The organism is Citrobacter sp. GW821-FHT02E08, from assembly GCF_059421685.1.
Map to the genome: position 1 here is coordinate 137,403 of NZ_JBWKVL010000002.1, position 24,763 is coordinate 162,165.

21 protein-coding genes are annotated in these 24,763 nt (G+C 55.2%); 13 read left to right on the top strand and 8 right to left on the bottom strand.

Annotated elements, in window-relative coordinates:
- The first annotated feature begins 53 nt into the window (after nt 1-53).
- Genes fepD through fepC form a run of 3 tightly spaced genes read left to right on the top strand, consistent with a single transcriptional unit; the run spans nt 54 to nt 2,868 of the window.
- Nucleotides 54-1,061: a Fe(3+)-siderophore ABC transporter permease gene (fepD, locus tag AC07UY_RS03015; RefSeq protein WP_494700771.1), complete on the top strand. Its 1,008-nt coding sequence runs from the start codon at nt 54-56 to the stop codon at nt 1,059-1,061.
- The gene (fepG, locus tag AC07UY_RS03020) at nt 1,058-2,050 is read left to right on the top strand and encodes an iron-enterobactin ABC transporter permease (RefSeq protein WP_494700770.1); all 993 of its coding nucleotides are present in this window, start codon (nt 1,058-1,060) and stop codon (nt 2,048-2,050) included. The genes fepD and fepG overlap by 4 nt, the downstream gene beginning before the upstream one ends.
- A complete protein-coding gene (fepC, locus tag AC07UY_RS03025; RefSeq protein ID WP_494700769.1) occupies nt 2,047-2,868 on the top strand; it encodes an iron-enterobactin ABC transporter ATP-binding protein in 822 nt (273 codons plus the stop codon). Before fepG ends, fepC begins: the two co-directional genes overlap by 4 nt.
- A gap of 30 nt (nt 2,869-2,898) precedes the next feature.
- Here the strand turns inward: fepC and wzz(fepE) are convergent, their stop codons facing one another.
- The 4 genes from wzz(fepE) to fes form a co-directional block, all read right to left on the bottom strand.
- Nucleotides 2,899-4,041 carry an LPS O-antigen length regulator Wzz(fepE) gene (gene wzz(fepE), locus AC07UY_RS03030; RefSeq protein WP_494700768.1) on the bottom strand — a complete coding sequence of 381 codons (1,143 nt, stop codon included), beginning with the start codon at nt 4,039-4,041 and terminating at the stop codon, nt 2,899-2,901.
- Between the two features lie 251 nt (nt 4,042-4,292).
- Nucleotides 4,293-8,177: an enterobactin non-ribosomal peptide synthetase EntF gene (gene entF / locus AC07UY_RS03035; RefSeq protein WP_494659321.1), complete on the bottom strand. Its 3,885-nt coding sequence runs from the start codon at nt 8,175-8,177 to the stop codon at nt 4,293-4,295.
- Entirely contained in the window at nt 8,174-8,392 is a 219-nt protein-coding gene (locus tag AC07UY_RS03040) for an MbtH family protein (RefSeq protein ID WP_494659320.1), read from the bottom strand. Before AC07UY_RS03040 ends, entF begins: the two co-directional genes overlap by 4 nt.
- Before the next feature lie 31 nt (nt 8,393-8,423).
- A complete protein-coding gene (gene fes, locus AC07UY_RS03045) occupies nt 8,424-9,656 on the bottom strand; it encodes an enterochelin esterase (RefSeq protein ID WP_494659319.1) in 1,233 nt (410 codons plus the stop codon).
- A gap of 257 nt (nt 9,657-9,913) precedes the next feature.
- Here fes and AC07UY_RS03050 point away from each other — a divergent pair, with 257 nt between their 5' ends.
- On the top strand, nt 9,914-12,187 hold the full coding sequence (locus AC07UY_RS03050; protein ID WP_494700767.1) for a TonB-dependent siderophore receptor: 2,274 nt from the start codon (nt 9,914-9,916) through the stop codon (nt 12,185-12,187).
- 47 nt (nt 12,188-12,234) lie between these two features.
- Entirely contained in the window at nt 12,235-12,939 is a 705-nt protein-coding gene (gene entD / locus AC07UY_RS03055; RefSeq protein WP_494700766.1) for an enterobactin synthase subunit EntD, read from the top strand.
- On the opposite strand, the gene AC07UY_RS03060 is transcribed toward entD, so the two are convergent.
- The gene (locus tag AC07UY_RS03060; protein ID WP_301696556.1) at nt 12,884-14,917 is read right to left on the bottom strand and encodes a choline transporter; all 2,034 of its coding nucleotides are present in this window, start codon (nt 14,915-14,917) and stop codon (nt 12,884-12,886) included. The genes entD and AC07UY_RS03060 overlap by 56 nt on opposite strands.
- Before the next feature lie 274 nt (nt 14,918-15,191).
- Between AC07UY_RS03060 and betI the strand changes: the two genes are divergently transcribed.
- Genes betI through betA form a run of 3 tightly spaced genes read left to right on the top strand, consistent with a single transcriptional unit; the run spans nt 15,192 to nt 18,967 of the window.
- The gene (gene betI, locus AC07UY_RS03065) at nt 15,192-15,785 is read left to right on the top strand and encodes a transcriptional regulator BetI (protein ID WP_490468314.1); all 594 of its coding nucleotides are present in this window, start codon (nt 15,192-15,194) and stop codon (nt 15,783-15,785) included.
- Between the two features lie 13 nt (nt 15,786-15,798).
- Nucleotides 15,799-17,277 (top strand): betaine-aldehyde dehydrogenase, encoded by a 1,479-nt coding sequence (betB, locus tag AC07UY_RS03070; RefSeq protein ID WP_494700765.1) that lies wholly within the window; start codon nt 15,799-15,801, stop codon nt 17,275-17,277.
- A gap of 13 nt (nt 17,278-17,290) precedes the next feature.
- A complete protein-coding gene (betA, locus tag AC07UY_RS03075) occupies nt 17,291-18,967 on the top strand; it encodes a choline dehydrogenase (protein WP_494700764.1) in 1,677 nt (558 codons plus the stop codon).
- 36 nt (nt 18,968-19,003) lie between these two features.
- Here betA and AC07UY_RS03080 read toward each other — a convergent pair whose 3' ends face one another.
- Complete coding sequence (locus AC07UY_RS03080) at nt 19,004-19,708, bottom strand: GNAT family N-acetyltransferase (RefSeq protein WP_494700763.1); 705 nt, start codon at nt 19,706-19,708, stop codon at nt 19,004-19,006.
- A 141-nt stretch (nt 19,709-19,849) separates the two neighbouring features.
- Here AC07UY_RS03080 and AC07UY_RS03085 point away from each other — a divergent pair, with 141 nt between their 5' ends.
- Together AC07UY_RS03085 and AC07UY_RS03090 are read left to right on the top strand one after the other, a co-directional pair.
- Nucleotides 19,850-20,968 carry a YbdK family carboxylate-amine ligase gene (locus tag AC07UY_RS03085; protein WP_494659313.1) on the top strand — a complete coding sequence of 373 codons (1,119 nt, stop codon included), beginning with the start codon at nt 19,850-19,852 and terminating at the stop codon, nt 20,966-20,968.
- 66 nt (nt 20,969-21,034) lie between these two features.
- The gene (locus AC07UY_RS03090) at nt 21,035-21,283 is read left to right on the top strand and encodes a DUF1158 domain-containing protein (protein WP_203358551.1); all 249 of its coding nucleotides are present in this window, start codon (nt 21,035-21,037) and stop codon (nt 21,281-21,283) included.
- 37 nt (nt 21,284-21,320) lie between these two features.
- Here AC07UY_RS03090 and AC07UY_RS03095 read toward each other — a convergent pair whose 3' ends face one another.
- Together AC07UY_RS03095 and AC07UY_RS03100 are read right to left on the bottom strand one after the other, a co-directional pair.
- Entirely contained in the window at nt 21,321-21,662 is a 342-nt protein-coding gene (locus AC07UY_RS03095; protein WP_203358552.1) for a RamA family antibiotic efflux transcriptional regulator, read from the bottom strand.
- 28 nt (nt 21,663-21,690) lie between these two features.
- Nucleotides 21,691-22,791, bottom strand: a complete 1,101-nt coding sequence (locus AC07UY_RS03100; RefSeq protein WP_494659312.1) for an MBL fold metallo-hydrolase — start codon at nt 22,789-22,791, stop codon at nt 21,691-21,693.
- 191 nt (nt 22,792-22,982) lie between these two features.
- On the opposite strand from AC07UY_RS03100, the gene AC07UY_RS03105 reads away from it, so the two are divergent.
- The 3 genes from AC07UY_RS03105 to nfsB all read left to right on the top strand — a co-directional run bounded on the left by AC07UY_RS03105 (nt 22,983) and on the right by nfsB (nt 24,706).
- Nucleotides 22,983-23,564 (top strand): TetR/AcrR family transcriptional regulator, encoded by a 582-nt coding sequence (locus AC07UY_RS03105; RefSeq protein WP_494700762.1) that lies wholly within the window; start codon nt 22,983-22,985, stop codon nt 23,562-23,564.
- Nucleotides 23,564-23,932: an MmcQ/YjbR family DNA-binding protein gene (locus AC07UY_RS03110; RefSeq protein WP_203361301.1), complete on the top strand. Its 369-nt coding sequence runs from the start codon at nt 23,564-23,566 to the stop codon at nt 23,930-23,932. The genes AC07UY_RS03105 and AC07UY_RS03110 overlap by 1 nt, the downstream gene beginning before the upstream one ends.
- A gap of 120 nt (nt 23,933-24,052) precedes the next feature.
- Complete coding sequence (gene nfsB / locus AC07UY_RS03115) at nt 24,053-24,706, top strand: oxygen-insensitive NAD(P)H nitroreductase (RefSeq protein WP_203358555.1); 654 nt, start codon at nt 24,053-24,055, stop codon at nt 24,704-24,706.
- The last annotated feature ends 57 nt before the right edge of the window (nt 24,707-24,763 follow it).

A 24,763-nucleotide genomic window follows, 5' to 3' on the forward strand; every position in this document is an offset into this window, starting at 1 on the left:
ATAACCAAATAAGATCGATAACGATAATTACTATCATTATCAGGGAAGTTGATATGTCATGCTCTATTTCCGTGACGCGCGCAATCGCCGTCCCCGGATTGTTGTTATTACTTGTTCTCGCCACCGCATTAAGTCTGGCTATAGGCGCAAAACCACTGCCAGCCTCTGTCGTTCTGGACGCACTGACCGGTAGCTGTCAAAGCCCTGACTGCGTTATCGTGCTGGATGCGCGACTGCCGCGTACGCTGGCCGGATTACTGGCCGGTGGCGCGCTGGGTCTTGCCGGTGCCTTAATGCAAACGCTCTCCCGCAACCCGCTAGCCGATCCGGGCATTCTTGGCGTTAATGCCGGCGCCAGCTTTGCCATTGTTCTGGGCGCCGCACTTTTCGGCTACTCCTCCGCAGAAGAACAACTCTTGATGGCATTTGCCGGTGCCCTTGCGGCGTCGCTGATTGTAGCGTTTACCGGCAGCCAGGGGGGCGGTCAGCTAAGCCCTGTACGCCTGACGCTGGCCGGTGTCGCGCTCAGCGCGGTGCTGGAAGGGCTATCCAGTGGAATTGCCCTACTTAACCCGGATGTGTACGACCAACTCCGCTTCTGGCAAGCGGGCTCGTTGGATATCCGCAGTTTGCAAACGCTGAAGGTGGTACTGGCACCGGTACTGATAGCAGGCGTCGTTGCGTTATGCCTGAGCCGGACGCTCAATAGCCTGAGTCTGGGCAGCGATACCGCCACGGCGCTCGGCAACAAGGTGGCGCGTACTCAGATTATTGGCCTGCTGGTGATTACCGTGTTATGCGGGAGCGCAACGGCAATTGTCGGTCCAATCGCGTTCATTGGTCTGATGATGCCGCACATGGCACGCTGGCTGGTGGGAGCCGATCACCGCTGGTCTTTGCCCGTCACACTTCTGGCTACCCCCGCCCTGCTGCTGTTTGCCGATATCATTGGTCGTGTGATTGTCCCTGGCGAATTACGCGTTTCCGTCGTCAGCGCGTTTATTGGCGCGCCGGTACTCATTTTCCTTGTCCGACGCAGACAACGCGGAGGCGCCGTATGAAACACGTTTCCCGCCGTCTGATCCTCTGCTGTCTGTGGCTGCTGTTCGGCGCGGCATGCGTCAGTTTATGGAGTCTGCGCAGCGGCGGCGTCACGCTGGATACCTCGCAAATTATCGCTGCATTGTTGGGAGACGCTCCGCGTAGCATCACGCTGGTCGTCACCGAATGGCGTTTACCGCGCGTGCTGATGGCGCTGCTTATCGGCGCAGCCCTTGGCGTCAGCGGCGCAATTTTCCAGTCGTTAATGCGTAACCCGCTGGGAAGCCCGGATGTGATGGGGTTCAACACTGGCGCATGGAGCGGCGTGCTGATTGCCATGGTGCTATTTGGTCAACATCTGACGGCGATTGCACTGAGCGCGATGTTGGGGGGGATACTCACGTCGCTGGTGGTCTGGGCGCTTGCCTGGCGTAACGGTATTGAGACCTTCAGGCTGATTATTATCGGCATCGGCGTACGCGCGATGCTGGTGGCATTTAATACCTGGCTGCTCCTGGAAGCCTCTTTAGAGACGGCGCTGACCGCCGGTTTATGGAATGCGGGTTCGCTCAACGGGCTGACATGGGCGAAAACCTGGCCCTCAGCCCCGTTGATCGTCGTCATGCTGGTTTGTGCGGCGCTTCTGGTACGGCGTATGCGTCTGCTGGAGATGGGGGATGACAGCGCCTGCGCGCTCGGTGTTAGCGTGGAGCGGTCCCGCTTGCTGATGATGCTGGTGGCGGTGGTCCTGACCGCCGCCGCGACGGCACTCGCCGGTCCTATCTCCTTTATCGCGCTTGTCGCGCCACATATTGCGCGTCGCCTCAGCGGCACCGCTCGCTGGGGATTAACCCAGTCAGCCCTGTGCGGCGCGTTATTACTGCTGCTCGCCGATCAGGTTGCCCAACAACTGTTTATGCCTTATCAGCTCCCGGTGGGCGTTGTTACCGTCAGTCTTGGCGGCATTTATCTTATCGTCTTGTTAATTCAGGAGTCCCGCAAAAAATGACCGAATCAGTAGCCCGTTTGCGTGGCGACCAGTTAACGCTGGGGTACGGCAAATTTACCGTGGCAGAAAATCTGAATGTCGCTATTCCCGACGGCCATTTCACCGCCATTATCGGACCGAATGGGTGCGGAAAATCGACGCTGCTGCGTACGTTGAGTCGCCTGATGCCCCCCGCCAAAGGACACGTCTGGTTGGATGGCGAGCATATTCAGCACTACGCCAGTAAAGAAGTGGCCCGTCGTATCGGTCTGCTGGCGCAAAATGCCACTACGCCCGGCGATATCACCGTACAGGAATTGGTCGCGCGTGGTCGCTATCCGCATCAACCCTTGTTTACCCGCTGGCGCAAAGAAGATGAAGAGGCGGTCATGCGCGCCATGCGCGCCACGGGGATCACAAACCTGGCGACACAAAGTGTGGATACACTTTCCGGCGGACAGCGACAGCGTGCCTGGATAGCCATGGTGCTGGCGCAAGAGACGTCCATCATGCTACTGGATGAACCCACAACATGGTTGGATATCAGCCACCAGATTGATCTGCTAGAGTTGCTGAGTGAACTGAATCGTGAGAAAGGCTATACCCTCGCCGCTGTCCTGCATGATTTGAATCAGGCCTGTCGGTATGCCACGCATCTGATTGCGTTACGTGAAGGCAAAATAGTGGCACAGGGCGCGCCGAAGGAGATTGTGACGTCGGAACTGATTGAAGAAATCTATGGGCTGCGTTGCATGATCATTGAAGACCCGATCGCTGGAACGCCTTTAGTCGTACCGCTTGGGCGTTCCAAAAACTCGTCTCCGGACGCCCTCTCATGATAGCCGGAGGGCTCCCCCTCCGGCAGACCATCAGGTCAACCGCTCTTCCATTGAGAGAGTTTCCCCCATCTTGCGGGATATCAATGCATGGCGCAGTAATACCCCACCACATGCCACCATGCCACCCAATAACGCCGCCAGAATAACGATGATAGATTTGCGTGGACCATCTTTCTTCACAGGCAGAGAAGGCGCCAGTTGGTATTTAAAGGGAACAAATTTGACATCCCTGACATTCATCGCGCTCAGTTGCTCAACGTTGTACTGGCGATTACGTAATTCTGCGTTAATTTCGTCGACATCCGTCACGGATTTTTCGATTTGTAGTTTACGTGCAATACCGTCAGCACCCAGTGAAATAGAGAAATCAGGGTCATCTTTTACTGCCTGACCGTTACTGTAAACAGGCTTCTTGATCCCGGCCGCATTAGCGATCTCCAGTGAGTAATTGAGTCGCTGAATATTGGCTTCGAGCTGGTTTTTGAGTCTGACCCGATCCATCACCAGTCGCTCTTTTTCAAAACTGGTTTTTATTTCCAGCTTGTTGCGAATATTCTCAATAGACTCTTTCACAACGAGATCGGAAATAAACTGGATATATCCTGCAAGAACCTTTTGTGCCTCTTCTTGCGTCGGAGCGGTAAAACTCAAAGTCCACGACGTATATAACGACGTTTCATTTTTCTTACCTGCATTACTGTCGACCGCTTTCATTTTTTCACTCAGCGCCACGATTGACCGGTGCAAATCCATCTCATCGATATTGGCATCTTTCAACTGATCCATAACGTAAGGTGATGAGCGGAGGTAGTCTTCGAGTAATGAAGGGGATTGAAACTTCTTGATAAAAAGGTTGAATACGCCGCCACGATCGACGCTCACATCCAAATCCAGCACCCGCAGTTTCGTCAGGGTTTTCTCAAGCCCCTGCCACTGAATAGGTTCAGGCGGTGTGACAATCGCCTCGCTGGTCCACTTTTGCGGTAGGAGAAATGAGATCAGTAACCCGATACATGCAAAAGCAAAAACGACAGCAACAATTCGACTTTTCGCACGCCATAAAACATCAATGAGGTTTAATAAATCAATCTCATTACTATTACGGGTTGCCGATGCGGGTTGCCAGGCAGTAAATTCCGAGTCTTTTTCGTGTTTAACATTAAGTGATGACATACCGTATAACCTGAGTACAAAACTTGATGAAAGAATCCTTCTTTGACACGATTCTAACAGCTACTCAGAATTATCCGAAACGATCTTTGTATAATAGTCCTCATCAAACACATTATTAGGAATTGTGCTTACCCTCTGGTTATGTTTCATTTATGTTAAATAGCAATCAATACAAACAAAAACCCATAATAATTAGCTCTTATTATGGGTTTGTATAATGATATTATCTGAAAGCGTCCAGAAAACGCCCGTTATATGCTAAGCAGCTCACGAATTATTGGGCCAATATTCTCGAACGCGGACGGCGAAATAATATCGACATGCGCGCAGTCCTGACGGTAGATATCCAACCCGGCTATCCACGGAGCCCAACTCCGCTCAGGGCTAACGCCTTCCGGTAACGTTCGTTGGGCCACAAAGAGTGTGGCCCGGCCATCAAACGGTACGCTACGCGCCGTGGTGAGCAAGCGTACCGCATCCGCATAATTTCCTTCTATGGCCGAAAACAACGCCTCGCTGGCATGCCCATGCTGAGCGGACAGAAACGCTTCACGCTCGCGGTCGATCTCGGCCAACACTTCCGGATCTAATCCGTTAGCCTCCTTCTCCTGCCAGTTTTGCGTTTCCGGCGGCCAGGTATCCAGCAGACCGAGGAACGCGACGTTTTCCCCTCTGGCGCGTAAGCGCGCAGCGATTCCTTGCGCCAGCGTCCCTCCCAGAGAATACCCCAGTAAATAGTACGGACCATGTGGCTGCTGTTTCAGCAGCGTCGCCAGATGGTGCTCACAGACCTCATCAAGGTTCGCCGCCGTCTGCATTGGACCATAGGGTCGTGGCGACTGAATCCCCATGATTGACCACTGTGGCGCGAGGTAGCGCGCCAGGACGCTAAACTGCCAGGCAAAACCGGAAGCCGGATGGAAACAAAACAGCGTCGGCCCATCGCTTTCGCGCAGCGGTAATAGCGTTTCGAATCCCAGTCGCCGGGAGTGCTCGTCTTCAACAGTATCCAGCAGCGCACTCAGTTGTGCGACGGTGGAGGCCACCATAATCTGACCCGGTGTGACCTGGCGCGAGAATGTCTGACTCAACTGCGCGGCCAGTTTCATCGCCAACAATGAGTGCCCCCCCAGCGCGAAGAAATCAGCTTCCACATCGTTGACCTCGCATCCCAGCATTTGAGCAAAGGTGTTAGCGATTGTCGTTTCCGTACCGGGCAGCGGCGCACGCCCCTGCGTACGTTGTGTCACCTGCGGCATCGGCAATGCTTTGCGATCCAGTTTTCCGTTGGCGCTCAGCGGCAGTTCCGCCAGTTGAAGCAGCACCACCGGAACCATATGCTGCGGGAGTTTTTCACGGAGCTGTTCCTGCAACGCGGTTACGTCCAGAGGCAAACCGGAACGTGATACCAGATATCCCACCAGTTGTCGGGCATCGCCGCCCGTTGCCACCGCCTGATTAAACACACAGGCATGAGCGACGGCATGCTCGACATCCGGCAGCATTTGCATCACGCGGTCGATTTCCCCCAGTTCAATACGCTGACCCCGGATCTTAAGCTGATCGTCACTGCGCCCCAGATACTCTACAGCGCCAGAGGTGAGCCAGCGCGCCACATCACCAGTGCGGTACATCCGTTCACCCGGCGCAAACGGATCGGCGATAAAACGACTTGCCGTTAAATCCGCCCTTCCCAGATAGCCTTGCGCCAGTTGGATGCCGGTCAAATACAAATCCCCCGCCGTTCCCGGAGGCACCGGGCGCATCATGGCATCGAGGATCCGCAGACCGGTATTCCAGACCGGATAACCGATCGGCACGCTACTTCCGGTCACCGCAGCAAGTTCATCGCCACAGGCTGGATACCAACTGACATCCACTGCCGCTTCCGTTGGCCCATACAAATTATGCAGCGGCGCGCCGGTCAGCTGTTGCCACTCGCGACACAGGTCGCTGGGCAGAGCCTCTCCACTGCAAAAAACTTGCTGTAACGAAGCACAACGTTTGCGGGCGGTTTCAGATGTCAGCGAAGCGACAAACGCCGCCAGCATTGACGGTACAAAATGCGTGGTGGTCACGCCGTAGCGTGCAAAGAAATGCTGCATCGCCAGCGGATCGCGATGCGCCTCCGGCTCCGCCATCACCAGCCTGGCACCGGCAATAAACGGCCAGAAAAACTCCCACACCGAAACATCGAAACTACACGGCGTTTTTTGCGCCACCACATCGTCTGTCGTCAGCGAATAATGATCCTGCATCCACAGCAAACGGTTCACGATCGCCGTTTGCCCCACCATCACCCCTTTCGGTCTTCCCGTCGACCCCGAGGTGAAAATGATATATGCAGTATGGTGTGGCTGAGAAAGTGCTAATGGCGCGGTGTCGCCAGCCGCCAGCGGCTCGCTGTAGCACAGACTTTCCAGGCCTGGAATCCCGCTAAACCGGCCCCATTGCTCATCGGTGGTAATCAACAGTTTCGGCCGCGCGTCTTCCAGCATCATTCGCAGTCGGTCGTCCGGATATCCCGTATCCAGCGGTAGCCAGGCGGCACCGGCTTCGACAATGCCATGCAACGCTAACGTCAGGAACACCGAGCGCGGCAACGCCACCGCGACACTGTCCCCCGGTCTCACCCCACGTTCACGCAGTAAATTGGCGAGCGCCACCACCTGCTCACGCATTTCACGATAGCTGAACTGATAGCGCGCATCCGCCAGCGCAGGGGCATCCGGCGTTTTACATGCCTGTTCCGCCACCAGCGCGCTGAGCGTGGTCGACGGGATATTCACCGCCGTCGCATTCACCTTCGCGAGCTGTTCATACTCGGTAGGCAACAGCATATCGGCATCGCCACAGCGCAGCGAAGGATTTGCCGCAAACTGGTTAATCAGCGCCATCAGACGCGAAGCATGCTGAACTAAGGTTGCTTCCTCGTAACGCTGTTTATTGGCGAGGATTTCAATACTCAGGCCGTCCTCTTCATCAGGGAAGAGCGCCAGTTCCAGATCGTTAACCGGTCCCGTCGCTAGCGTGTGGGTAATAGCCTGAATGCCAGGAATTTCCAGTTGATAGTCAAACACTTTCACGTTCAGAACCGGGCCGAATAACGGTTCGCCGCCCGCCGCACGTCCGCTGTCGCGGACAATCTGTTCGGCGTCATAACGCTGATGGCGGCGCATTTTTTTCAGTTGTCCGGCAAGACGCGTCGCCAGTTCCGCAAGACTTTCTGCCGCCCTGATGTTCACTCCCAGCGGCAGAACATTCAGCACCGGCCCCGTCGCGGTCAACGCGGCCGATCCCATCCGCCGCATAAAGATAAAGCCGGCGGTGTAATCAGGGCGTCCACATAACCGCCCAAGCCATAGTGATACCAGCGCCAACGCGAGATCTGCGCGCTGCACATGGGGCATACGGGTTGCCAGTTGGCGGAACATGCCTTCCGGCGCGTTCAATTTCATGCGCAAAACATCAGCGCTGGCGGTACCGCCAGACAAGGGGGCGGAAGAGAGCGATGCGGGAGGCGGTAACTGAGTGCGCTGTTGTGACCAAAATGCCCCATCACGCTGATACGCTTCACTGTCACGGTAGCGCTGATACTCGTCCACGACCTCGGCAAAGGGGGTAAACGGGGAGTCCGGTGTTGGTTCTCCCCGTTGCCATGCGCGGTAAATGGCGGCGATCTGTCGCGTAATGGCCGGGAAACTAAAGCCATCCACCAGCAAATGATGATAGCGTTGATACCAGTACCAGCGAGTGTCATCCACCTGAATCAATAAGTGCAGGGCAAGCGGTTTTCCGCCATCGGCCCGCAGATTTTGCCCGAGATCGGCGTGCATCACCGCCAGCGCGGCGGCGACGGGCGCAGATTCACCGCGCAGGTCGATGATCTCCGGCTCGGCAATCGGTAACTGTGGATCAACCCATTGCCAGACGTCTCCGTTATCTTCCGTGAACCGCAAACGCAGCGTGTCAGCCTGTTTCATTCCCGCCACGGCCGCTTTCGCCAGTAAAGGCGCGTCCAGCTCGCCGCATAATTCCACGTAATGCGCCACACTCCAGGCGGAAGGCAGAGAAGAGAGCTTTTCCGCCATCCAGATCCCCGGCTGCGCGGCGACTAAAGGTAAACGTTGGGTCATTGTGCCTCCTGCACATCGGCATAATGGGCGGGCGTCAATGTCGTCCAGTGGGTCGCCAGCCATTGTTGGCAGTCTTCTTGTGATTGCGGCTCGCACACCACCTGCCAGCCCGCGGGCAGTGAACACTGCAGAGGCCAGAGACTAAACTGGCGCTGCGCATTTTGCAGAATGTAAAACTGTCCCTGCGGATTATCGAAGGGATTACTGAATTCCATACTCAACTCCTGTCGTGGAAACCCGCCCGGATCAGGCCTGATTGTTCTGGTGCTCGCGGGGGTCAGTCAGCGGTTGCCATAACGTCATCAACCCCTGCATTAATCCGCCGCGCCAGCAAAGCGCATCATGTCCGCCGTCAACCTGACGCCAGCACACCGATGGCTGCACGTTATGCAACTGGCGGTAAAGCGCCTGATTCGCCTCAAAAATGATTGGTTCTCTGATGCCCGCCTCCAGCACAATGCGCAATCCCTGTGCCGAAACAGCGCCCGTCTTCAATTGCTCAGTAACGATCCCTTCCTGGTGAGCACCGCGATGCGGCCACCAGTAAGATCCCGATTGACTCAGCACACAGCCAAATCGCTCAGGCCAGTGCAGTCCTGCGTACAGCGACGAAAGTCCGCCAAAACTTTGTCCGGCTACGATCGTCTGCTCAGGGCTATCGCTAAAGGGCGCGACGGCTTGCACTTGCGGCAATAACTCCTGCTGAACCGCCAGCCAGAAGTCGGCGTTGCACGGCAATTCCCGGCTACGGTGAGGGGTGTCGATGGCATCGATCAGCAGATAAACCGCAGCCGGAAGCTGCTTTCGGGACGTGAGCGAGGTGAGAGCGGGCCAGACCGGCATGCTCTGCGCCCAAAACTGCCCGTCCAGCAGAATCGCTAGTGGACGTTTCTCCCCGGAATTTTTCCCGGTGGTAAACACCCACACGCGTCGGGTGTTGCCCAGACGTTCGCTGCGCCATTGCAAACAACGCGGGGGGGTATCCGGTTTTTCAGGGCGATCCCATCCTGGCTGTACCGGGGCATCGGGCATTTCCAGCGCCGAAACGGCATGCCCTCTTCCTCCTGTCCAACTGACCGGGTTGAGAGGATCGGCAATCGCCTGCGGTAAAAGTTGTCGCCATCCTTCACGAAGCGCTGTGCGGTCAGGCGCTTCACCGGCTACCAATGAGGTAAAAATATCGTCACGCGCAGACGGGATAAAACAGTAACTGCCCCGCCAGCGGGCGCTAAGTTCCGTGCTCCACTGCCAGACATCCGTCCCGGCAAGGCGCTGCATTGACTGCGGAATGGAATTTTGATGATGATCGGTGACACCCGTGATGTAGACCCATACACGGCGTATCGGGGAGTGATTTTCTGTTCCCTGCGGGTCGCGCCACCAGAAAGTGACCCGGCAATCACCGTTTTCCGTACGTACCCATTCAGGTCCATTTTTTGACTGCCACCAGCTATCACTTCCCACCGAAAACGCTGCCACCAACATAACCCCATGTTTATTGTGCAATTTTTCATTCATCGCTGAAATATATTGATAATATTATTGATAACTATTTGCATTTGCAATAGCGTATTGTCGCGCTGTGGGAAGCGCGAACAGTATTTCACCACTTATAAACGCTCTGGCACTGCGTGCTTTTCTGGAATGGAGGGTCTTCGCAGAGGCGGGCGACATCAGGCTAACTCCCCTTTACCGGGCGACGTTGGCACACGTGGCTAAAAAAAGCAGGACATACAATGAACAAGAAGATTCATTCCCTGGCCTTACTGGTCAATTTAGGGATTTATGGGGTAGCGCTGCCCGCACTGGCAGAAGAGACAGCAGACACCCCTGCCGTCGCCAATGAAGACACTATCGTGGTGACCGCCGCCCAACAGAACTTACAGGCACCGGGTGTTTCCACCATCACCGCTGATGAAATCCGCAAAAATCCTCCCGCCCGCGATGTGTCGGAAATCATCCGCACCATGCCTGGCGTCAACCTGACGGGCAACTCCACCAGTGGTCAGCGCGGGAACAATCGTCAAATTGATATTCGCGGGATGGGCCCGGAAAATACCCTGATCCTGATTGACGGCAAACCGGTCACCAGCCGTAACTCTGTGCGCCTTGGCTGGCGCGGTGAACGCGATACCCGCGGTGATACCTCCTGGGTGCCGCCGGAGATGATTGAGCGTATCGAAGTGCTGCGCGGTCCTGCCGCAGCCCGTTACGGTAATGGCGCCGCCGGTGGCGTGGTGAACATCATCACCAAAAAGGGCAGCAGCGAGTGGCACGGTTCGTGGAACACCTATTTCAACGCGCCGGAACATAAAGAAGAAGGTTCAACCAAACGCACCAACTTTAGCCTGAACGGCCCGCTGGGCGGGGATTTCAGTTTCCGTCTGTTCGGTAATCTCGACAAAACGCAGGCCGATGCGCGTGACATCAACCAGGGCCATCAATCGGAACGTACTGGCAGCTATGCCGACACGTTGCCTGCGGGTCGTGAAGGGGTGATCAATAAAGATATCAATGGTGTTGTACGCTGGGATTTCGCCCCGCTCCAGTCTCTGGAATTCGAAGCCGGTTACAACCGCCAGGGCAACCTCTACGCCGGTGATACGCAGAACACCAACACCAACCAGCTCGTGAAAGATAACTACGGGGAGGAAACGAACCGTCTGTATCGTCAGAACTACGCCCTCACCTGGAACGGCGGCTGGGATAACGGTGTCACCACCAGCAACTGGGTGCAGTATGAACATACCCGTAACTCCCGCACTCCTGAAGGTTTAGCGGGGGGGACCGAAGGGATCTTTGACCCGAAAGCATCGCAGAAATATGTCGATGCCGATCTGAACGACGTGACGCTGCACAGCGAAGTGAGCATTCCGTTCGATCTCTTCGTGAATCAGAACCTGACGGTGGGTACCGAATGGGCCCAGCAGCGCATGAAGGATATGCTCTCCAACTCGCAAACCTTTATGGGCGGCGACATTCCGGGATCGTCCAGTACTGACCGAAGCCCGTACTCCAAAGCGGAAATTTTCTCGCTGTTTGCTGAAAACAACATGGAGCTGACCGACAGCACCATGTTAACGCCGGGCCTGCGTTTCGATCATCACAGTATTGTGGGCGACAACTGGAGTCCGTCCCTGAACCTGTCTCAAGGGCTGGGCGATGACTTCACCCTGAAGATGGGTATCGCGCGTGCCTACAAAGCGCCAAGCCTGTACCAGACTAACCCGAACTATATTCTGTACAGTAAAGGTCAGGGCTGTTACGCCACGGGGGCTGCCACCGGCATCGGTTGCTACATGATGGGTAACGATGACCTGAAAGCCGAAACCAGCATCAACAAAGAGATTGGTCTGGAATTCAAGCGTGACGGTTGGCTGGCGGGCGTGACCTGGTTCCGTAACGATTATCGTAACAAGATTGAAGCCGGTACGACGCCGCTCAGCAGAACGTCCATCTCCAACAAAGGGAAAACGACCTACACCGATATCTATCAGTGGGAAAACGTACCAAAAGCGGTGGTAGAAGGGCTGGAAGGGACGTTGAACGTGCCGGTTAGCGAAACCGTAAACTGGACCAACAACATCACTTACATGCTGCAGAGTAAGAATAAAGAAACCGGCGAACGTCTGTCGATTATTCCGGAGTACACGCTGAACTCAACCTTAAGCTGGCAGGTACGTCAGGATGTTTCTCTGCAATCAACGTTCACCTGGTACGGCAAACAAGAGCCGAAGAAATACGATTACCAGGGCAAACCGGTAACGGGTACGGATAAACAATCCGTCAGTCCGTACAGCATTGTCGGTCTGAGCGCGACCTGGGACGTGACGAAAAACGTCAGTCTGACCGGCGGCGTGGATAACGTCTTTGACAAACGTCTGTGGCGTGAAGGTAATGCGCAGACCGTCAGCGATACTAAAACCGGTGATTTTATGGCAGGCGCTGGCGCGTACACCTATAACGAACCGGGTCGTACGTGGTATATGAGCGTAAATACCCACTTCTGATGCTGATTCCCCCTCTCCTCATGGGGAGGGGGATTTCCTGAAAAGCCATGCTAACTCATCACTCAACCCTCTCTTTTGCCGGGCACACGCTGCACTGTATTGCGTTCGACCCTGACAGCTTCCATGAGCACGATCTCTTCTGGCTCCCGCATCACGCACAGTTACACGCAGCCGGACGAAAACGCAAAGCCGAGCATTTAGCCGGGCGCATCGCCGCCGTCCACGCGTTGCGTGATTACGGCAGTAAAGCCGTTCCCGCTATCGGCGAACAGCGCCAGCCGTTATGGCCTGCGGGTTTATCGGGCAGTATCAGTCATTGTGCAACGACCGCACTGGCCGTTGTGTCGAGGCAGCCAGTGGGTGTGGATATCGAGGCGATTTTTACACCGCAGATGGCAGAAGAACTGACAGGCAGCATCGTTGATAATGAGGAGCGGGAGATTTTACTCTCCAGCGCCCTTCCTTATACTCTCGCCTTAACGCTGGCCTTTTCCGCCAAAGAGAGTCTGTATAAAGCGTTTTGTGGAAGGGTCAATGCGTGGCCGGGATTCGACAGCGCGAAAGTCATCGCGATAAACGCAAGCCGTATTAGCTTGCGTTTAACCGCACTCTTTTCACCCAACGTCGTCGATCATGTCGTTAACGTCGAGTGGCAAACTTATGATGAATGTGTCATCACGTTATGCCTGGCGCATCCTACATTCCAGGAAACAGCACGCCGTTCCCCGGCGCTTCACGATCCAGATGGATAAAGTTCAGATGCCGCTCGTACTGATCGAGAATATCGGTGATCACCTGCTCTTTGCTGTAGTCCATCAGATCGTTCCCCTGACTGCCCTCAAGCAGAAAGGTTTCCAGCCGGTAGTAGGTCGATTTCCCACTACGCGCCCGATAAGTAAAACCGGGGATCGCATACTTTTGCGGCCAGATCTGATAAACGAAGTTACGTTCATCGCCCAGATTCACCCGCAAATCCAGATGACCGAGTGCTTCCCCCTCTTCCGGCGGCAGGCTTGAAAGCACAACGTTCGCGCCGCGCAGTTTCAGCTCATGCGCCACCTCTTCCATGGCCGGAAAACAGACCGTCTCCATCATTTCGCGGGTATAACGGGTTCCCGGATAGTTCATCAGCCGCGACAACCGTTTTTTCCAGCTCAACCGGTCCTGAACGCCCATCGGGCGCGGAGCAGTGTTCCGGTTGGCGCTTTCCCGTCGGTAATCTTCAACCTTCAGCGATTTATACAGTCCGGCCATAATAAAGAAGATCACAAAGCTGAAGGGCAGTCCCATGATCACCGTCGTGTTCTGTAACGCGGAAATCCCATTGGTCATCAGCATACCCAGCGTCAACAGACCAATCGCCACCGACCAGAACACGCGCAGCCAGGCGGGCGCATCGCTGTTGATATCTTTCAGTTTCGAGGTGAAATTCCCCAACACCAGCGCACCGGAATCCGCTGAGGTCACATAGAACAGCAGCCCGGTGATTGTGGCGACAGACGCGCTAAAGGTAAACGCCGGATACTGCGCCAACAGACTGTAGAAACCGCGCTCAGGATGGGTCATCGCCTCTTCGGCAAAACCGGCATCACCGTGGATGATCTCGTACAGCGCGCTGTTACCAAACACCGACAGCCACAGCAGGGTGAAGGTGAACGGAATAATCAGGGTGCCGAAAACAAACTGGCGAATCGTACGTCCACGGGAAATGCGCGCCAAAAACAGGCCGACAAACGGCGACCACGCCACCCACCACGCCCAGAAAAACAGCGTCCAGCTATTCATCCACTCGACCGGACGGTCAAAGGCAAAGCTGTTGAGCGTCATGCCCATAAAGCGGTTCACGTAGTCGCCCACGTTCAACACCAGCGCGTTGAGCAGAAACGAGGTTTCGCCCATAAACAGCACAAAGAGGATCAGCCCCAGCGCCAGCAGCACGTTGAGTTCCGACAGCACGCGGATCCCTTTATCTACCCCCGAGGTCACCGAGATTGTGGCGATCACCACCGAGAGCACAATCAGCGCCGCTTTCGCCGCCATCGAATCCGGAATATCAAACAGCACGCTCAGCCCGTAGTTGAGCTGTACCACGCCAATTCCCAGCGTGGTGGCGATACCGAAAATCGTGCCGATAACCGCCGCAATATCGACGCTATGACCGATAGGTCCGTTGATGCGCTTACCGAAAATCGGATACAGCGCCGAGCGGATCGTCAGCGGCAGATTATAGCGGTAGCTAAAATAACCGAGCGCCATCCCCATCAGCGCGTACATCGACCAGCCGGTCAGCCCATAGTGAAAAAGCGTCCACACCATCGACTGGCGCGCCGCTTCAATGGTCTGCCCCGCCCCTTCCGGCGGCTGCATATATTGAGAAACAGGCTCAGCCACCGAGAAGAACATCAGGTCAATACCAATCCCCGCCGCGAACAGCATCGCTGCCCAGCTTAGCAGGCTGAATTCAGGTTTCGATTGTTCCGGGCCCAGCTTGACCGAACCGAAGCGCGAGCAGGCAATAAAGATAACAAAAACAATATAGAGCGTGGCGGCGAGCAGGTAATACCAACCGAACGTTTTGGAAACCCAGTTGAGGGTACGGCCAATCCAGATGGCGGAAAAATCACTAAAGAAAATGGTGGTCAGGGAAAACAACAAAATCAGTCCGGCTGACGTGTAAAAAACAACGGGATTGATTTTGTCCTTTTCTCCGTCGGTAACAAGGTTCGTCATCGATTACCTCAGATTAAGTAACGCTGACTACTCTGTTGAGCAGCAAACTCCTGGAGACTCTGTAAGGTTATTGTACGCTTACCAAAAATAACCTTATACACAGAAATGAAATAAGAATAATTATTTGTTTTTAAATGAAAAAATTAAACACCCCTGAATATCTCCTTAACGAAATCAGCCAATCGATATAACAATTAATACACATTTTATATTGAACGTCCAATCAAAAAACGGTTAAATACATAAACACAACTGATGATTGGAGCAGTAAAAAATGCCCAAAGTGGGGATGCAAACCCTTCGCCGCAGGCAGTTGATCGACGCCACGCTGGACGCCATTAATGAGGTTGGCATGCACGATGCCACCATCGCGCAAATAGCCCGTCGCGCCGGGGTTTCGACCGGCATCATTAGCCACTACTTCAAGGATAAAAATGGGCTGCTGGAGGCGACGATGCGCGACATCACCAGCCAGCTTCGCCACGCTGTTTTACATCGTCTGCATGCGCTGAAAGACGCCCGCGCCGAGTTGCGATTACGCGCCATTGTGGCGGGGAATTTCGATGACAGTCAGATAAGTCAGGCGGCAATGAAAGCCTGGCTGGCCTTCTGGGCGAGCAGTATGCATCAACCGATGCTGTTTCGGCTGCAGCAGATCGCCGGTAAACGTCTGCTCTCCAACATCGTTTACGAGTTCAGGCGTGAGCTTTCGCATCAACAGGCGCAACAGGCGGGCTACGGGCTGGCGGCACTGATTGACGGACTGTGGCTACGCGCCGCACTCAGCAACGAGCCGTTCAATCTGAGTCGCGCTCAGGCGCTGACCACCCATTTCATCAGTCAACATTTGCCGAAAACCACTGACTAACCGAGGAGAGCGTATGTCCCGAATGGCAGAACAACAGCTTTACATTGACGGCAGATACACTGCCGCCACCAGCGGTCGCACCTTCGAGACTACCAATCCCGCCAACGGTGAAATCCTGGCCACCGTACAGGAAGCGGGCCGCGAGGATGTCGATCGCGCCGTGAAGAGCGCCCAACGTGGGCAGAAAATCTGGGCAGCGATGACCGCGATGGAACGCTCGCGGATTTTGCGCCGGGCGGTGGATATTCTTCGCGAGCGTAACGACGAACTGGCAACACTGGAGACGCTCGACACCGGAAAGCCGTTCAGCGAAACCGCCAGCGTCGATATCGTGACCGGCGCCGATGTGCTTGAGTATTACGCCGGGCTGATCCCGGCGCTGGAAGGCACGCAAATCCCGCTGCGTGAAACCTCTTTTGTTTACACGCGCCGCGAAGCGCTGGGCGTCGTCGCGGGCATTGGCGCGTGGAACTATCCGATCCAAATCGCCCTGTGGAAATCCGCTCCGGCACTTGCCGCAGGCAACGCGATGATCTTCAAACCCAGTGAAGTCACCCCGCTCACCGCCTTAAAGCTGGCAGAAATTTACACTGAAGCGGGTCTGCCGGACGGCGTCTTTAACGTGCTGCCGGGGACTGGCGCCGAAACCGGGCAATGGCTGACCGAACATCCAGGCATCGCGAAAGTATCCTTCACCGGTGGCGTCGCCAGCGGCAAAAAAGTGATGGCGAACTCAGCGGCATCCTCGCTCAAAGAGGTGACGATGGAGCTGGGCGGGAAATCACCGCTGATTATTTTTGAGGACGCCAACCTCAATCTTGCCGCAGACATCGCCATGATGGCGAATTTCTATAGCACCGGCCAGGTTTGCACCAATGGCACCCGCGTGTTTGTTCCGACACGGATGAAAAGCGCCTTTGAACAAACCATCCTCGCCCGCGTAGCGCGCATTCGCGCAGGCGATCTGTTTGACCCGTCCACCAACTTTGGCCCGCTGGTCAGTTTTTCGCACCGCGAAAACGTTCTGCGCTATATCGACAGCGGTAAGGCGGAAGGTGCAACGCTGCTCTGCGGCGGCGAGGCGCTGAAAGGCAACGGCTTTGACAACGGCGCGTGGGTTGCCCCGACGGTCTTCACCGACTGTCATGACGAAATGACCATTGTGCGTGAAGAAATTTTCGGCCCGGTGATGTCAATCCTGACTTACGAAGACGAAGACGAAGACGAGGTCGTGCGCCGCGCTAACGATACGGACTACGGACTGGCGGCAGGCGTGGTGACCCACGATCTCAACCGCGCGCACCGCGTGATTCACCAACTGGAAGCGGGGATCTGCTGGATCAATACCTGGGGTGAATCCCCCGCCGAAATGCCGGTTGGCGGTTACAAACACTCGGGCATTGGTCGCGAAAATGGCGTGATGACGCTGCAAAGTTACACCCAGGTGAAATCCATCCAGGTTGAGATGGGTCAGTTTCAATCCCAATTCTAACCAGGAGGTTTATTTGCATTTTGACTACATCATTATTGGCGCCGGCTCCGCCGGCAACGTGCTGGCGACACGCTTAACAGAAGACAACGATACCACCGTACTGCTGCTGGAAGCAGGCGGTCCGGACTATCGCGCCGACTTTCGCACTCAAATGCCCGCCGCCCTCGCCTTCCCCTTACAGGGCAGGCGCTATAACTGGGCCTATGAAACCGAACCGGAACCGTACATGAACTATCGCCGCATGGAGTGCGGGCGAGGAAAAGGGCTGGGCGGATCGTCACTGATTAACGGCATGTGTTATATCCGCGGCAATGCCCTTGATCTTGACAACTGGGCGCAGGAACCGGGTCTCGAACACTGGAGCTACCTCGATTGCCTGCCCTACTACCGTAAAGCGGAGTGCCGTGATACCGGCGCTAACGACTATCACGGCGGCGAAGGCCCGGTGAGCGTCACCACCCCAAAGCACAATAACAATCCCCTGTTCCATGCGATGGTAGAAGCGGGCGTCCAGGCAGGATATCCACGCACCGACGATCTCAACGGCTACCAGCAGGAAGGATTTGGTCCGATGGACAGAACCGTCACGCCACAAGGGCGTCGCGCCAGCACCGCGCGGGGCTATCTTGATCAGGCCCGGAAGCGCCCGAATCTGACCATCATCACCCATGCTCTGACCGACCGTATCCTCTTTGACGGTAAAAAAGCGGTGGGCGTGGAGTGGCTGGAAGGCGACAGCACCCTTGCAAATACAGCGACCGCGCGCAAAGAAGTGCTGCTTTGTGCCGGGGCGATTGCCTCGCCACAGATCCTGCAACGCTCCGGCGTGGGCGATCCGGCGCTGCTCGCCGCCTTTGCGATTCCGCTGGTACACCCTCTGCCTGGCGTCGGCGAAAATTTGCAGGATCATCTGGAGATGTACCTGCAATATGAATGCAAAGAACCGGTGTCGCTCTACCCGGCCCTACAATGGTGGAACCAGCCGAAGATTGGCGCAGAATGGTTATTCGGCGGCACTGGCACGGGCGCCAGCAACCATTTTGAAGCGGGAGGGTTTATCCGCAGCCATGACGGGTTTGCCTGGCCGAACCTTCAGTACCATTTTCTGCCGGTCGCCATTAATTACAACGGTTCTAACGCCGTCAAAGAACACGGTTTTCAATGCCACGTGGGATCGATGCGCTCCCCCAGCCGGGGCCATGTACATCTGGCATCACGTGATCCGCGTGAACACCCGGCCATCCTGTTCAATTACATGTCGGCGGAGCAGGACTGGCAGGAGTTTCGCGACGCGATTCGCATCACACGGGAAATCATCAACCAGCCCGCGCTGGATCAATACCGTGGCCGGGAAATCAGCCCGGGAATTGACTGTCAGACCGATGAACAACTGGACGCCTTTGTACGCGATCACGCCGAGACGGCGTTCCATCCCTGCGGGACCTGTAAAATGGGGTATAACGAGATGGCGGTGGTGGATGGCGAAGGGAGAGTCCATGGCGTTGAGAATCTGCGCGTGGTGGACGCCTCTATTATGCCGCAAATCATTACCGGCAATCTGAACGCCACCACCATCATGATCGGCGAGAAAATTGCCGACGCCATTCGCGGTCGTACACCACTGGCCAAAAGTACCGCCCGTTATTATGTGGCAGGCGATACGCCAGTACGAACAGCGCCGCAGCGCTAACACGGACTCCGCTCTGGGCGCAGAGCGGAGACGCACTTATGCTTCGCGACACGCCACCAGCGTTTTTCTCTGCTGGCCGTGCTCATCAAAATTCTCCGGTGCCAGCCAGCATTGCAGCGCGCGATCGCATTGCGGCCATTCGCCGTCAATCATCGACAGCCAGTCGCTGTCACGATTACGCCCTTTGCGCACAATTTTTTGCCGAAACCGGCCTTCATAGACAAAACCTAATCGCTCCGCCGCCTGGCGCGATGCCGTATTCAGCGAATCGCATTTCCATTCGATGCGACGGTATCCTTGCGCAAACGCATGGCCCAACAGTAGCCAGATTGCTTCTGTACCCAGCACCGTCTGCTTCATTCGCGGTGACCAGGTCACATGCCCAATCTCGACCGACCCATGCTCCTGCTCAATCGCCATATAGCAAACCAGCCCTACTGCACGTACCGAGCGGGCATCAATCACGGCAAAAGGAACCAGCGTCTCGTCACGGGCTTTGCCATCGAGCCAGCGGGTTGTCGCCTGCACGCTTTCCGGGCGTTCGCTGGCAAGCCAGGTCCAGTCACGCTCATCGGCGGCCTGCGCATAAGCATCGAAAAGGTCAGCGGCATGGCGTTCAGGTTCGAGGGGTTCCAGTCGACAATAACGCCCGTCAAGCGCAACACGGGAAAGCCGTGACGCCCCCGTCCAGTCCGGCAGCGCGTCGCCCACCGTTTGTCCATACAGATTAATTTCCGGCACAGTTCACCCCAGCAGATTGGTCGTTAAATTTTTATATCAGTTTGCTTGCGGCAAGAAAAGACACCGCCCAGGAAATCATCAGTCTGGTGAATAAATACCGTCTTCTATAATGAGGAATAAACACCCACACACGAGTCCGCTATGCCGCTACCCGACTTTCATACCTCCACACCGTTTACGCTGGGCATTGAGCTGGAAATGCAGGTGGTTAACCCGCCGGGTTATGATTTGAGCCAGGATTCCTCACACCTTATTGATGACGTCATCCCCCATCTTCAGGCCGGAGAAGTGAAGCACGATATCACTGAAAGCATGCTGGAGATGGCAACCGGCATCTGCCATAACATCGACCAGGCTGCCGCACAGTTTTCGGCGATGCAGCAGATTATCCTAAACGTTGCAGCAAACCACCATCTCGCCATTTGCGGCGGCGGCACCCATCCGTTTCAGACGTGGCAGCGCCAGCAAGTCTGCGACGATAAACGCTATCAACGTAACCTGGAAAGCTTTGGTTATCTGATCCAACAAGCGACCGTATTTGGTCAGCATGTGCATGTCGGTTGCGCCAGCGGTGATGACGCCATCAACCTCCTGCACGGCTTGTCCCGCTTTGTGCCGCATTTTATTGCGCTTTCTGCCGCATCGCCCTATATGCAGGGTTCAGACACCCGCTTTGCCTCCTCGCGGCTGAATATCTTCTCTGCCTTTCCGGATAACGGTCCCATGCCGTGGGTCAGCAACTGGCAGGAATTTGAGGGTCTGTTTCGCCGTCTGAGCTACACCAGTATGGTCGACAGCATCAAAGATTTGCACTGGGATATTCGCCCCAGCCCTCACTTTGGGACGGTAGAAGTCAGAGTCATGGATACGCCGCTGACCCTGAGCCACGCAGTCAATATGGCGGGGTTGATTCAGGCCACCGCCTGCTGGTTGCTCTCTGAGCGCCCGTTTAAACATCAGGAACGGGATTACCTGCTGTATAGATTCAATCGTTTTCAGGCGTGTCGGTACGGTCTGGACGGTATTGTGACGGATGTACACACCGGCGAGCATCATCGACTGGCGGACGACACGCTGCGTCTGCTGGAAAAAATCGCCCCCTTTGCTGACAAGGTCAATGCCGCCAGCGCGATTGAGGCATTGCATCTGCAGGTGAAAAATGGGCTGAACGAGGCGCAGCAAATGCGTCATTTCATCAAGGAGGGCGGTTCGTTAACCGGTCTGGTAAAAAAACATACTGAAATCTGGGCGGGACTTTAACGGTGTGGTTTGCGTTACCTGACGATATCCCGGACAATGGCTTTTTAACTCAAGTTTAACAATGCCATGAAACACCCCCTTGAATCGTTGATGACCGCTGCCGGTATTCTGCTGATGGCGTTTCTCTCTTGTTTGCTGCTGCCCGCGCCGTCGCTCGGCCTGGTGCTGGCGCAAAAGCTGGTTGCGACCTTTCATTTGATGGATCTCAACCAGTTTTACACCCTGTTGTTTTGCCTGTGGTTCCTGGTGCTTGGCGCCCTCGAATACCTTGTGATTCGTTTTATCTGGCGGCGCTGGTTCTCACTGGCGGAGTGAATCGCGAAGGCCGTGCCATTGCGCCTCCCGATGCTGTTTAGTGCGCACGGCTATGATTTTCTTTACGGTACGCACCGGGCGGCTGGTTAAACGTACGGGTAAACACCCGCGTAAACGTCTGCTGCGAATCAAAGCCGTATTTCAGACAGATGTCATACACTTTCTGGTCTGTATCGCGCAAATCACGCGCGGCCAGTCGCAGTTTACGCTGCCGAACGTAGCGCCCCAGATTCTCACCTTTGTACTGCAAAAACAGGCGTTGCAGATGCCACTTTGAATAGCCCGCATGACGCGCAATATCATCAATGCGTAACGGCTGATTTAAATTATCATCAATCCACGCAACAATTGTTTCGATAACCCGAGCGGAAATCGTCATGGTGCTCTTCCCTCTTTAAAAAGAATCCTTATTCCCACCAGGCCGTAAACGACTGCGTTGGGTCAGCCAGATTTACCTGCTCGCCTAACGTCGGCGTCAGCAACCGGTAGTCTTTATTGCGACTCGCAAACGCCAGACGTTTATACGGATCGTCCCAGGTGTGTTTCGCTAGCACAAAGCGCCCTGCATGGCCGGGTAAAACCGCCTTTGCATGCAGGTCCTGCGCGGCCCTCGCCGTTTCTTCTGGCATCATATGGATGTACTTCCAGTCCTGGTCATACTGGCCGTTTTCCATGATGGCCAGATCCACGGAGCCAAACTGTTCCCCTATCGCTTTAAAATGCGGCCCGTAACCCGAGTCGCCGCTGTAGTAAATTCGCTGTTCTGGCGTCTCAAACATAAAACTCGCCCACAAGGTCTGGTTGCGTTTAATACCCCGGCCAGAAAAATGCCGGGCAGGCAAGACATGAACCATCAGTGAGTCATCGACTCTGACTGACTGGTTCCAGTCGCGCTCTTCAATGATGTCGCTGTTCATTCCCCAGTAGCGCAGATGCGAACCGACGCCCAACGGAACGATCGCCCGTTTAATCTTCGGTATTAACGCCGTGATGGTGGCGTAATCCAGATGGTCATAGTGATCGTGCGAAATAATCAGCAGATCGATGTCCGGCATCGTGTGTGCCGTCCAGGGATAATTCCCGGCAAACGCTTTGTTTAAAAACGAAAACGGCGCGGCGTAGTTGCTGAATACGGGGTCAATCAGAATGCGTTTGCCTGACAGTTGCAGATACCAGGAAGAGTGCCCCAGCCAGATAAGCGTCTCTTGCGCCTGCGGCAAACCGGCAATATCGGTAGGCACCAGCGGCAAGGGCTGAGGCGGTCGCGCATTTTCCCGTTTCGCCACCAGAAACTCCCACCACGCGGCAATCATCCCTTTATCTCCGGTATAACCCGGCGTAGGCAACGCGTTGCGAAACGCGCCATCGCGATAGTGCGGCGACTGTTCAATCCGGGTTAATTGGCTGCCTTGCGGCGCCTGACCAAACCCGGGATTAAGGACAAACGGCAAACTGGCTGCTGAGGTAATGAGCATAATAAAAACCACACAAACTGTGAGACGCTTCATATCCTGACCCGAAAACGCGCACCTTTCCGATGGTTTGCGCGGCTGACTCTTGATTATGAGTGAGTAGGCACTCATTATAGAAAGCGAACGTTTCCCGTCAAGATGATTTTCAATCTTTGACATTCGCCGTTGCGGCGCTGCACATGCCGTGATTCAATCGTATTTTCTTACAGACTTAAGGGTAAAGTGTAGTGGCTCGTCCGAAGAGTGAAGACAAAAAACAGGCATTACTGGAAGCCGCAACCACGGCGATTGCGCAATCCGGCATCGCGGCATCGACGGCGGTCATCGCCCGGGGCGCAGGGGTTGCAGAGGGAACGTTGTTTCGCTATTTCGCGACAAAAGATGACTTAATCAACGCGCTTTATCTCCATCTGAAACAGAATCTCTGCCAGTCCATGATGGCGGAACTGGATCGTTCGATTACCGATGACAAGACCCTGACCCACTTCATCTGGAAGAGCTACATCAACTGGGGTCTGAACAATACCACCGGGCATCGCACCATTCGCCAGCTCGCGGTCAGTGAAAAGATCACCAAAGAGACTGAGCAACTGGCTGATGACATGTTCCCTGAACTGCGCGATCTCTGCCATCGCTCCGTGCTGCCGGTTTTCATGTCTGAGGAATACCGCGCGTTTGGCGATGCGCTGTTTCTTTCACTGGCGGAAACGACCATCGAGTTCGCCGCCCGCGATCCCGCCCGCGCCGATGCGCTCATCTCGCTGGGTTTTGAAGCGATGTGGCGCGCCCTGACCCGTGAGGAAAAATGATGGATGGGCAAACCCTGCATGAATGCGCGAAACGCATCGCGCTTGAACTGCCCTTTACCGAGCTCTGCTGGCCATTCGGCCCGGAATACGATGTCTTTAAAGTGGGGGGCAAAATTTTCATGATTGCCTTAGCGCATCAAAGCCGCCCACTGATTAATCTGAAGTCCGATCCACAAAAATCACTGCTTAATCAGCAAATTTATCCCAGCATTAAGCCTGGCTATCACATGAACAAAAAACACTGGATCTCCGTGTATCCGGGCGACGATATCAGCGAGTCACTGCTTCACGATCTGCTGAATGATTCCTGGAACCGGGTGGTCGATGGCCTGGCGAAAAAAGATCAGAAACGGCTGCGCCCCACCTGATTTATCGTTGGCGCGGATAAGTGTTTTTGCATTTTTCTCTCTTATCTTTTCTGCGCCAACCCTGTACTCTGCTGGCAGATAACACACCCGCAGAGGGTGCCAAAACACTCAGGAGTATTTATGGATATCGTTTCTGTCGCCTTAAAACGCTACTCCACTAAGGCGTTCGACCCCAGCAAAAAACTGACCGCAGAGGAAGCTGAAAAGCTGAAAACGCTGCTGCAATTCAGCCCGTCCAGCACCAACTCTCAGCCGTGGCATTTCATCGTGGCCAGCACTGATGAAGGTAAAGCGCGCGTTGCGAAATCTGCCGCCGGGAGTTTTGTGTTTAACGAACGCAAAATGCTCGACGCGTCCCACGTAGTGGTCTTCTGTGCCAAAACGGCTATGGATGACGCCTGGCTTACCCGCGTCGTGGATCAGGAAGAGATCGATGGCCGCTTCGCCACGCCAGAAGCCAAAGCCGCTAACCACAAAGGCCGTACGTTCTTCGCCGATATGCACCGTAAAGAACTCAAAGACGACAACCACTGGATGGCAAAACAGGTTTACCTCAACGTGGGTAACTTCCTGTTGGGCGTGGCGGCAATGGGCCTTGACGCTGTTCCCATCGAAGGTTTTGCTGCCGACATTCTCGACGCAGAGTTTGGTTTGACGGAAAAAGGCTACACCAGCCTGGTCGTCGTTCCTGTCGGACATCACAGTATCGAAGATTTTAACGCTGCCCTACCGAAATCGCGTCTGCCTCAGGAAACTACCCTGACGGAAGTCTAAAACGCACTCTCCGTGCCGGATCACGGCGTTGCCTGAGATCCGGCCGATCAATGATCT

What these genes read in the sequence shown, in the direction of transcription:
- fepD (WP_494700771.1), top strand. Translation starts at nt 54, where the DNA reads ATGTCATGCTCTATTTCCGTGACGCGCGCAATCGCCGTCCCCGGATTG.
- fepG (WP_494700770.1), top strand. Translation starts at nt 1,058, where the DNA reads ATGAAACACGTTTCCCGCCGTCTGATCCTCTGCTGTCTGTGGCTGCTG.
- fepC (WP_494700769.1), top strand. Translation starts at nt 2,047, where the DNA reads ATGACCGAATCAGTAGCCCGTTTGCGTGGCGACCAGTTAACGCTGGGG.
- entF (WP_494659321.1), bottom strand. Translation starts at nt 8,177, where the DNA reads ATGACCCAACGTTTACCTTTAGTCGCCGCGCAGCCGGGGATCTGGATG.
- AC07UY_RS03040 (WP_494659320.1), bottom strand. Translation starts at nt 8,392, where the DNA reads ATGGAATTCAGTAATCCCTTCGATAATCCGCAGGGACAGTTTTACATT.
- AC07UY_RS03050 (WP_494700767.1), top strand. Translation starts at nt 9,914, where the DNA reads ATGAACAAGAAGATTCATTCCCTGGCCTTACTGGTCAATTTAGGGATT.
- entD (WP_494700766.1), top strand. Translation starts at nt 12,235, where the DNA reads ATGCTAACTCATCACTCAACCCTCTCTTTTGCCGGGCACACGCTGCAC.
- AC07UY_RS03060 (WP_301696556.1), bottom strand. Translation starts at nt 14,917, where the DNA reads ATGACGAACCTTGTTACCGACGGAGAAAAGGACAAAATCAATCCCGTT.
- betI (WP_490468314.1), top strand. Translation starts at nt 15,192, where the DNA reads ATGCCCAAAGTGGGGATGCAAACCCTTCGCCGCAGGCAGTTGATCGAC.
- betB (WP_494700765.1), top strand. Translation starts at nt 15,799, where the DNA reads ATGTCCCGAATGGCAGAACAACAGCTTTACATTGACGGCAGATACACT.
- AC07UY_RS03085 (WP_494659313.1), top strand. Translation starts at nt 19,850, where the DNA reads ATGCCGCTACCCGACTTTCATACCTCCACACCGTTTACGCTGGGCATT.
- AC07UY_RS03090 (WP_203358551.1), top strand. Translation starts at nt 21,035, where the DNA reads ATGAAACACCCCCTTGAATCGTTGATGACCGCTGCCGGTATTCTGCTG.
- AC07UY_RS03095 (WP_203358552.1), bottom strand. Translation starts at nt 21,662, where the DNA reads ATGACGATTTCCGCTCGGGTTATCGAAACAATTGTTGCGTGGATTGAT.
- AC07UY_RS03100 (WP_494659312.1), bottom strand. Translation starts at nt 22,791, where the DNA reads ATGAAGCGTCTCACAGTTTGTGTGGTTTTTATTATGCTCATTACCTCA.
- AC07UY_RS03110 (WP_203361301.1), top strand. Translation starts at nt 23,564, where the DNA reads ATGGATGGGCAAACCCTGCATGAATGCGCGAAACGCATCGCGCTTGAA.
- nfsB (WP_203358555.1), top strand. Translation starts at nt 24,053, where the DNA reads ATGGATATCGTTTCTGTCGCCTTAAAACGCTACTCCACTAAGGCGTTC.